12 protein-coding genes and 2 pseudogenes are annotated in these 8780 nt (G+C 58.8%); 4 read left to right on the top strand and 10 right to left on the bottom strand.

The genetic code is table 11. The annotated features are described in order from the left end of the window. Positions 1 to 105: 105 nt before the first annotated feature. Complete coding sequence (locus AC1D0P_RS17510; protein WP_477677910.1) at positions 106 to 1011, top strand: LysR family transcriptional regulator; 906 nt, start codon at positions 106 to 108, stop codon at positions 1009 to 1011. Between the two features lie 96 nt (positions 1012 to 1107). Here the strand turns inward: AC1D0P_RS17510 and AC1D0P_RS17505 are convergent, their stop codons facing one another. Further along, positions 1108 to 1761 carry a hydrolase gene (locus AC1D0P_RS17505; protein ID WP_477677909.1) on the bottom strand — a complete coding sequence of 218 codons (654 nt, stop codon included), beginning with the start codon at positions 1759 to 1761 and terminating at the stop codon, positions 1108 to 1110. A gap of 149 nt (positions 1762 to 1910) precedes the next feature. Between AC1D0P_RS17505 and AC1D0P_RS17500 the strand changes: the two genes are divergently transcribed. Continuing rightward, a complete protein-coding gene (locus tag AC1D0P_RS17500; RefSeq protein WP_477677908.1) occupies positions 1911 to 2207 on the top strand; it encodes a helix-turn-helix domain-containing protein in 297 nt (98 codons plus the stop codon). Here AC1D0P_RS17500 and AC1D0P_RS17495 read toward each other — a convergent pair. From AC1D0P_RS17495 to AC1D0P_RS17480, 4 genes are all read right to left on the bottom strand, one after another. Beyond that, complete coding sequence (locus AC1D0P_RS17495) at positions 2116 to 2484, bottom strand: hypothetical protein (protein WP_477677912.1); 369 nt, start codon at positions 2482 to 2484, stop codon at positions 2116 to 2118. The genes AC1D0P_RS17500 and AC1D0P_RS17495 overlap by 92 nt on opposite strands. A gap of 234 nt (positions 2485 to 2718) precedes the next feature. Further along, entirely contained in the window at positions 2719 to 3342 is a 624-nt protein-coding gene (locus AC1D0P_RS17490) for an HAD family hydrolase (RefSeq protein ID WP_477677907.1), read from the bottom strand. 91 nt (positions 3343 to 3433) lie between these two features. Further along, complete coding sequence (locus AC1D0P_RS17485; protein ID WP_477677906.1) at positions 3434 to 3805, bottom strand: hypothetical protein; 372 nt, start codon at positions 3803 to 3805, stop codon at positions 3434 to 3436. 93 nt (positions 3806 to 3898) lie between these two features. Then, positions 3899 to 4441: a DUF2867 domain-containing protein gene (locus AC1D0P_RS17480; protein WP_477677905.1), complete on the bottom strand. Its 543-nt coding sequence runs from the start codon at positions 4439 to 4441 to the stop codon at positions 3899 to 3901. Between the two features lie 442 nt (positions 4442 to 4883). On the opposite strand from AC1D0P_RS17480, the pseudogene AC1D0P_RS17475 reads away from it, so the two are divergent. After that, positions 4884 to 5039 (top strand): annotated as a pseudogene (locus AC1D0P_RS17475) (IS21 family transposase); the annotation flags it as partial. Positions 5040 to 5077: 38 nt separating this feature from the next. Here AC1D0P_RS17475 and AC1D0P_RS17470 read toward each other — a convergent pair. After that, the gene (locus AC1D0P_RS17470; protein ID WP_477677911.1) at positions 5078 to 5260 is read right to left on the bottom strand and encodes an Lrp/AsnC ligand binding domain-containing protein; all 183 of its coding nucleotides are present in this window, start codon (positions 5258 to 5260) and stop codon (positions 5078 to 5080) included. Between the two features lie 141 nt (positions 5261 to 5401). Continuing rightward, positions 5402 to 5536: pseudogene (locus AC1D0P_RS17465) on the bottom strand (AsnC family protein); the annotation flags it as partial. Between the two features lie 120 nt (positions 5537 to 5656). Between AC1D0P_RS17465 and AC1D0P_RS17460 the strand changes: the two are divergent. Continuing rightward, on the top strand, positions 5657 to 6232 hold the full coding sequence (locus AC1D0P_RS17460; protein WP_477677904.1) for an RBBP9/YdeN family alpha/beta hydrolase: 576 nt from the start codon (positions 5657 to 5659) through the stop codon (positions 6230 to 6232). On the opposite strand, the gene AC1D0P_RS17455 is transcribed toward AC1D0P_RS17460, so the two are convergent. The 3 genes from AC1D0P_RS17455 to AC1D0P_RS17445 all read right to left on the bottom strand — a co-directional run bounded on the left by AC1D0P_RS17455 (position 6189) and on the right by AC1D0P_RS17445 (position 8594). Beyond that, complete coding sequence (locus AC1D0P_RS17455; RefSeq protein ID WP_477677903.1) at positions 6189 to 6629, bottom strand: nuclear transport factor 2 family protein; 441 nt, start codon at positions 6627 to 6629, stop codon at positions 6189 to 6191. The genes AC1D0P_RS17460 and AC1D0P_RS17455 overlap by 44 nt on opposite strands. A gap of 220 nt (positions 6630 to 6849) precedes the next feature. Continuing rightward, entirely contained in the window at positions 6850 to 7173 is a 324-nt protein-coding gene (locus AC1D0P_RS17450; protein ID WP_477677902.1) for a hypothetical protein, read from the bottom strand. Continuing rightward, on the bottom strand, positions 7170 to 8594 hold the full coding sequence (locus AC1D0P_RS17445; RefSeq protein WP_477677901.1) for an MFS transporter: 1425 nt from the start codon (positions 8592 to 8594) through the stop codon (positions 7170 to 7172). The genes AC1D0P_RS17450 and AC1D0P_RS17445 overlap by 4 nt, the downstream gene beginning before the upstream one ends. Between the last annotated feature and the right edge of the window lie 186 nt (positions 8595 to 8780).

Genomic DNA, 8780 nt, shown 5'->3' with positions numbered 1-8780 from the left:
ATCCGAGGCCCACCAAAATCAGTCAATACAATGGCATCAATGTTTTATATCATTTGAATCAATAGTCACTACCACCACCCAACCACCAAGCACTAGAGGCCACAGATGGAACTCAAGGACATAGACCTGAACCTGCTGGTGATCTTCAACCAGCTACTGACCGAAAGAAAAGTCTCCAAGGTGGCGGAGAACCTGGGCCTGGGACAGCCCGCCGTCAGCAATGCCTTGGCGCGCCTGCGCAAGCTGTTTGGGGACGAACTTTTTCTGCGCACGTCGAGCGGCATGCAGCCCACGCCCTTTGCGGACCAGCTGGCCGAATCGATAGGTTATGCACTGGGCATGATCCACGGCGCGATCAACGTCAAGAACTCATTCGACCCCGCCAGCAGCAAACGGAGCTTTACCGTCGGGATGACCGACATCGGCGAAATCTACTTCCTGCCCCTCTTGATGGAGAAGATCCAGAAAGTGGCGCCGGGGGTTTCCATCAGCACGGTGCGCAATACCACCGTCAACCTCAAAGATGCCATGGAGGCAGGCCACGTCGACCTGGCGATCGGGCTGCTACCCCAATTGAAGGCCGGATTCTTCCAGCAGCGCCTGTTCTCTCAGCAATACGTTTGTGTGTTTCGCAAAAACCATCCACTGGACAAGCGAAAGATTTCTCCAGCCGATTTTTTTGCCAGCGATCACCTCGTGATTGCGTCCGCAGGGACCGGGCACGGGAAAGTCGACGAAATCCTGGACAGCGGTTCACAGAAAAGACGCATACGCCTCACGGTTCCCCATTTCGTCGCGATTGGCCATATTCTTCAATCCACCGACATGGCGGCCACAGTTCCCGAGCGCCTGGCGGAAAAAATGGCGACGCCGTTCAACCTCAGATACGTCAGCCATCCCGTGAAGTTGCCACAAATCGCGATCAATCTTTTTTGGCACGCCAAGTACCACAAGGACCCGGCAAACCAGTGGCTCAGATCGCTTATCTTCGATACGCACTCGGACCGGTGATGCGTCGTTGACCATGCCGCCTGCCTGCATCGAGGCATGACGGACTTGCTAAAGAGACGTATGTGGAAACTCAAGCATCTCCCATCCCCGTTTAAATCATCCTGCGCTGCCAGGCACAGGTGTGTTGAGGAGTTGCTGCTCCCACAGGAACGCAATACCGCTGCCGCCGGCATGCTGCGTGATCACTGGCGTCAGCGCGGCAGCTTGTCCGGCCCTGGCCCAGTCGCGCTGCCATTCAGCGGCCAGCGCCAGCCAGGTCATCATGTTCGCGCCGGCTGCGATCATGCGCTGGATGGCGACCTGATGGGCCTCGACGGAAACGCCACCCGACGCATCGGTGATCACGGTAACGTCCCAGCCCTCGCCAAGGGCCTGGATTGCCGGCATCGCGACACACACCTCGGTCCACAGGCCGGCGATGACCAGCTGCTTGCGGCTCGTCGCCTTCACCGCGTCCACCACCTTCTTGTCCTCCCAGGTGTTGATGAACGTGCGGTCGATCACTTCCTGGCCGGGGAACACGTCGGTGATCTGGGGAAAGAGGCGTCCTCCCCTTTCGGCGACCACTGACGTCAGGATGGTGGGGACGCCGAAGGCCTTGGCGGCCTTGGCCAGACCCGCCGTGTTGTTGATCACCATCTGCGGTTCATGGCTGTTCACATTCGCGAGTTGGTAGGGCTGGTGGTCGATCAGAACGAGTACGGAGTCTTCCGGACGAAGCAGCGAAGCAAGGCCGTTACGAAAAGTCATGGGTTAATCCTTTGTTGCGGTTGTGAGGGGGTGGTTTCGGGGGAGATTGCGCCAGCGGCGACGTCCCTGGCGGCCATTTTGCTGCTCCCCTTCTCGATGCGGTAGTACCATTTCGTGGCGAGCTGTGTCGCGAAACGGGGAACACCGAAGTGGATATCGAGGAACTGCGGACGTTCGTGGAAGTTTCTGATGCGCGGGGGAATTTCGCCCCCGCACTCCGGCTCGGCGTTGCCAGGTCAATCGTCGGTCGCCGGCTCTTTCGGCTTGAAGCGGAACTGGGTGTTCAGTTGCTTGCGCGATCCATCCGCGGAGCAGCCTGTCAAGTTTCGAGTCGAGGTGACCCGCTTTTTCGCCTCACCTGGTCCCCGCAACGCTTTCTACGGCCTGGAACACGTGTTCCTTTAACAGGCTTTCTGCCTCCTGCGCCTGTTGCGGTGAGAGCTTGAAGTGTATGTAGGCCGACTGAATTCTCCTGGTCACGTCTTGGCGGATCTTGTCCGGGTCGATGTTGTGATTGCGGCGATACCCTTCGGACAGCAGCGAGTAGAAGCCAGCAGTGGACATCGAGACGTAATAGTCGATCACCAGGCAAGCTTCCACTTCTTCATCGTAGCTTGTCTTCGTTCGCAGAAGACTGGCGCGGCACTCATTCGTCTTTGTAATTGCCGCGGCATTCCCCTCCTCGCGCTGCAACTTCCAGGTGCTCACCGCCGTTGCGCGCACGGCCTCGATCCTCCGCTCAGGAGAAAGGCTTATCTGCCCATGCGCGTGGGGCACCTGGAGAGCGAATAAAGCAGAGAGGACAGTAATTACTCGCATAAAGGCATGACCTTGGAGGGTTGTGTAAATAGATTCATGCGACTGCTCCTGTGAGCGCTAACGTTTGACACGAGGCTCGGCCCGGCTTGCCGGGACAAGTCCTCTCGATGGAAGGCTTGAGCGTCTCGCACATTGTGCTCAGTCACCTATGAACACGCCATAACCGGCTAACTGGCGCTGAAGCTCAGACGCGCCGTTTGCGCCAAAGAAGACCATGGCGTTTAACCCCGCCTGCTTTGCAGCCTCAACGTTTTCGGCCCTATCGTCCAGGAATAGCACGGCGCTTGCATCGCAGCCGAGCTGTGCAACGACTTTCTCGAAGAAGGCAAGCTTGGGTTTGGCTACGCCAACGGCGCACGAATAGAACTCGGTGTCGAATAGAGACCTGTAGTTCAGCCCTTCGGACATATGCTTTGCGCGAGAGGTCTGCTGGTTGCTCCCGATGTGGCACCGGATGCCCGAGCGGCGAATGGACTGGACGGACTGCATGACATCCTGGTGAATTTCGATTGCATGGATAACGCTCAGTGCTTCGGAGAGAAAGCCTGGCCGGCCCCACTTTGCGAGCACTGCCTCGAGCCGCTCAGTGAAACCGCCGTCGGCTTCGAGCACTTCGGTTTCGGCTTCAAATACGTCAGTCAGGACGGCTTTGGCTTGCGTCTCATCTTCGAGCTTGAGAACGGACTGAAACGCAGGTTGCCAGTGCCTCGTGGCGTACTGGAGAACGCCATCAGCATCAAAGAGGATGTTTTCTATGGCCACGAAACACCCGGAGACTTGGCTGGACGAGTAGCCCGCGAAGCAGGCGGACGCCGTAAAGCGTCCGTGTTGACTGAATGGCGAGAACTCTGCGTCACCCAGCCTCCGAGGCGGCACCGCGCCGACTGCCGAGTTCGAGCAAGGCAGCGGCGGCAACGACAAGCCACAGGTAGAGCGGGGACAACACCAGAAGGTACAGACACCCTTCTCCGAATTCGATGGCAAAGCACGTGAACGGTGGGCCGGCCTGTAGCAGGGCTGGAAACACGGCCAATACCGCTGCAATTAAACCTCGCCGGGAACGCCATGCCACCACGGCAACGAATACATAGGGGCCGAGCAAAACAACAGCCCACAGAAGACTCCCTGCATTGAACTCGAAGAGAAAATAGGACCGATAAATGCTCCACGCCATAGCCAGGCCGCCAGCCAAGGCGGGAAGAACCAAGAGCAATTGGCGTTGCATCGCTGTGTTCTGGCGTTTGACTTAAGCGGACCGCCGCAGGCAGGTCCGCTTGAAGGAAGGATTAAGCCTCAGCGGACAACACATGGCATTCCCCTACGCATTTGCCTTGGGCCACCCGACGTTTGCAGCACGGCGAAGACTGGCTTTCACAACCTGGCGATGGAAGGGAGCAATGGCCGACAAATAGGTTCGGCCCAAAAGGTTGTGACAGTGAACGACGGTTGACAGGGTCACTTGGTTACCCGTATTTGGCGGCGAGCCTGGCGTACAAAGAATTGACAACCGGAAATCAAGGTGCTTGTCGTTCTCGCCTAGAACAACCTCGGTTTCGCCAGTGCTGAAGACCCTGAAGATGCTGATGCGAGGGGCCGTGGCGTCACTGGAAAGGGTTGCGAGGTGTTTGGCGGTCTTCAGGCCAAATCCTGCAACGATTGCATCCCGGAGGCCGGTGAGCGCTCCGATCCAGGATGGCTGCACCGAGAAGATGAATCGGGCCAAGACATCAGGATTTGTAGAGGCGTCAGAAGGAAGTTGAATCGAAAACGCGTCCGCGAGATTCACCGACTTGAATGCAGTAGCGACGGCAGACTGCGATGGGAGGGCAACCTGCTCTACTAGGGTGAATTTGCTTGGCATGGATGGACCTTCTGAGCCTGACGCAATGTATACCGAAAGGTCCGAGGTACAACATCGTGCCTGCGGTATAACCTGGCCGCTGAAACCCCAGCCAGGTGCTTGCTGTTAAAGGGCTTATTGTTCATTTTGGGTTTCGTTCAGGTCGAAAAAAAACACCCAACCCCGCAAACCAATTCTAGACGGACAGTCTGCTTATCGCCTCCTCAATATGGATGAGCGCGGCCCAAACAGCCGATTCCTTTGTGTTTGACCATCGCTACTCATAAACCGGCCCGGCTGCACCCTTGGGTGCCAGGCACTGCGCTTGGGGCGGCGTTCGCAAGATGAACTCTACTTTTGTTGAGCTCCATCGAAATTTGTCCCACTTAGCGCAGTAATTTTCATCCAAAACTGCCCCACGTAAGCACTACCCTGCTTGTTTTAAAAGCAGGGGAAATTAGGAGTGATAGACGTGACGACATTGAATGTCATCAGACGTTGGGCATTGCGGGATCAGATGTCCATCCGCGGGATTTCAAGGTGTACAAGTCTGACTCGCAACACAGTGAAGAAGCACCTACGATCAGAGGAGAGCAAGCCCAAGTACCCAAGGCGGGTCAAGATCGATGGAAAATTCGGGTCAGGCTTCAGCGGAATTCAACACTTAGGAGCTCGAACTATCTTCATTGGATAGCTCGCAAGCACGACGGCCGTGGACACGGCGCCAAGCGCCGCGAGTGCGTCAATCGTTTGTTCCAGTTCCTGCATTTCCGAGGCCACCACACGCACGACGAAGCAGTCTTCCCCCGTAATGCGGTGCGCATCAATCACCTCCGGCATGGCAGCAAAAGCCTTCAAGCAGACCGGTATTTGAGCGTGCGTGGTACGTATGCGAATGACGGCGGAGGTCGGGTATCCCGACAGGCGCAGATYGATCCTCGCGGAATATCCTTCAATCACCCCAGCCTCCTCGAGACGCCTAATGCGTGCAGTGACGGCCGGTTGCGACAGTCCGACCTGCATGCCTAGTTCGGTGTTCTTGATGCGCGCATTGAGTTGCAGCGCCTCCAGAATCTTCCAGTCCAGCTTGTCGAGATCTGCCTGCTTTGGTTTCATTTGCATGAGAGGAAAAATTCAATTGGTTTGGAAAATTGAAGTACTCATTTCCTTGGATTGTCTATGGTGACATATCTCATTCATTTCTAAACTGGGTGCTTTTACATAGGTGCTTGAAAAATGACATCTCCTGTTCTGATCGTTCCCGGGATTGGGAATTCCGGCCCCTCACACTGGCAAAGTCTCTGGCAGGAAAAGGGACCTGAGTGGCATCGACTACAAGTCAAAGACTGGGATCACGTTGTGTGCGATGACTGGGTTTCGGCCATCAGCCGGCAGGTCGCGTCCCTAGGGCCTGACACCCTCATCGTGGCGCACAGTCTGGGCTGCCTGACAGTGATTCACTGGGCTGCACGGGAAGAAAAAAAGATCAGGGGAGCCCTACTGGTATCCGTACCCGATCCCACCTCGCAAGTTTTCCCTGTATCAGCGGTCGGCTTCTCGCCCGTGCCATTGAAAGAGTTGCCTTTCCCCAGTACGGTTGTTGCAAGCACGAATGATCCGTATGGAAGCACGCCGTACGCAAGCGCCTGTTCGAAGGCCTGGGGAAGCGACTATTTCGAAGTTGGGCCGCGCGGGCACTTGAATTCCGAAAGCGGTCTTGGTGACTGGCCTGCCGGGAGCAAGTTGCTTAAGCGATTCGCTGTCGTTCTCACTGCGGCGCCGACTTCTCAAGTTCCAGGTTTCCCTCGATGAACTTGAGCTTGAAGACAAGCCGGGAGATGCGCCATCTGTCCGGGAACTGTTGCAACTGCAATTCGTAGGTGCCCACGAAGATGCGGCTCTTCAGGCCGATTGCCTTTCCCCGGTGGTGGAAGGCCACGCCGTGGCATCTGACAAGCGCCTGATTACCACTGACCTCGGTTCGTAGGTTGCCAATCTGGTGGTGAACGTGGTCGAGCGGCTTGAATCCGGCAGCCCATGCCTGGGCCACCTGGTTTGGCGTCATTTCGGCCGGCGTTCCACCGACCATGGAGCTCATGTCGAGCGTAAAGGGGCTGGTAAAGCAATTCTCCAGCGCCGGCCAGTCTCGTTCGTCGGTGGCAACAAACATCTGGACGACGACGTCCTCGACTGCCAGGCGTGTGGCCAAGTCAGATGCAGACAGAGTGAGAGACATATGGAACCTCCGGGTGAACGCGCCGCATCTTGTGGCGCTTAGCGACCTTCCGCAGCCATTTGAACATTGTCGTACTTCAGATAAATTGTGATTCCGATTGGCATAATTTTTCTCGCTTGAACTGGTTTTAGAACGCAATCTACAAAAAAAGTGTGGGTGAAACGCCATATCCCACGCAGGAATCGATGACCGTTCAGGATGGGGCTGCAACGTCCACGAGTTCGTCGTACCGTCCGAGCGGCTTCACCTCCATCTGTACCGGCGGTTCCACACACCTGTCTTTGATCCCCGCCAGGAAAGTTTTGAACGTGTCCAGCTTCATCAGGGGACTGTCGTCCGGCCCGCCTTCGCGGGTGGCGATGTGCATGAAGCTCAAGCCGTCGCCCATACGGAATGATTGATATTGCAGACCACTGGGCTTCTCGCGCGCCAGTTGAGCGAACACCTGCTCGATGAGCCGCTGATTCTCGTCGGCGAACTCCGGCATCACCTTGTAGCGCACCACCACTGTCTTCATGATTTCACTCCTTGTATCGCCGTATCAACCTGGGTTGCGCGCGGCTTCAGCCGCAAACCCACCACCGCGCCGGCCAGCGAAAGCGCCGCGGTGACCCACAGCGCCACGGCAAAGCCGGCGCCGAATTCCTGCGGGCTGGCGTAGCCGCCCGCGCGCGTAAACACCGCCACGACCAACGCGACGCCGAACACGCCGCCTAGTTGCCGCAGGGTGTTGAACAAACCCGCCGCCTTGCCTATGTCGGGCGGCTCGACCGCGCCCAGCACCGCGCTTTGAACTGCGGGCATGGCCATTGAGATGCCGCCACCGGCAAGCGCAAGCGGCAGCACCCACATCCAGTAGCCGGCGTCGGCGCGCACCAGCGCCGCCAGCCACACCATGCCGGCTGCCTGCAGGCCCAGTCCGACGACGACCAATGCCTTTTCGCCGACGCGCTTGACCATAGCACCCGCCACCGGCGCTACCAGGAACAAAGTCGCCGTCCAGGGCAGCATGCTCGCGCCGGCGGCCAGCGGCGAGCGGTGCCACACGACCTGGAAAAACTGCGCCATGAAGAACAGCGTGCCCATCAGTGAGGCCGTCAACAAGAAAGCGATCGTGAGCCCCGCCGCCAACACAGGGGAGCGGAACAGACGCGGCGGCACCATCGCATCCCACGCGCGCGATCGTTGCGACGCCACGAACAGCGCACCCAGCACCGCCCCAGCCCCCAAGGACAGCAGCACCTGCGTGCTGCCCCAGCCATCGCGATTGCCGCGCACCCCGCCCCACACCAGGCCGAGCAATGACGCCGTCATCAGCGCAGCGCCCAGGATGTCCAGCTGCGGCGCTGCGGCCTTGCCCTCGGGTACCTTGGCCAGCATCAGCCAGGCCACCACCAGCGCCACCGGCAGGTTGATCCAGAAGATCCACTGCCACGCGAGCCCGTGCACGATGGCGCCGCCGATGAGCGGCCCCGACAGCACCGCCAGCCCGGTGATGCCGCTGAACAAGCCCAGCGCCCTGGCCCGCTGCGCCGGCGGGAAGGTCGCGCCCAGCAGCGCCATGCCAATCGGCATCAGCAGCGCCGCGCCAAGGCCCTGCACCGCCCGCGCGGCGATCAACCAGCCGGTGCCGGGCGCCAGCGCGCAGGCGGCCGACGCCAGCGCGAACAGCGCCAGCCCCGCCACGTACATGCGGCGCCGCCCGAACCGGTCGCCCAGTGCCGCGCCTGTCATCAGCAGCGCGGCAAAACTGAAGGTGTAGGCGTTGACCGTCCACTCCAGCGCCTCCACCGACGCCGACAGGTCGTGCCGCAGCGTGTCCAGCGCCGTGGTCACCACCATGGCGTCCAGCGCCGCCATGAAGGAGCCGGCCGCGGCCAGCGCCAGCACCCAGCGCTGGGTGCCCGTGAATCCCGTAGATTGATGGGTGTCTTGCATCTGCTTGTATCCTTTCGTGTTGCATGGCTGTAAAGACGAAGGGCGGGGGCGCAACGATCCGGAAATATTTTTCGTCCGCATCGCATCCTTTCACCTTTGCCAAACGTCTTCCCTGATCGCCATTGCGGGCTCGGCCCGCCATGTCCCCCTCACCAAAGGCTCCTATGCTCCCCACCAAGCTTCCCG

The sequence above is a fragment of the Polaromonas sp. P1_G2 genome (assembly GCF_056405515.1).
This window is presented reverse-complemented; position numbering and strand designations above follow the sequence as displayed.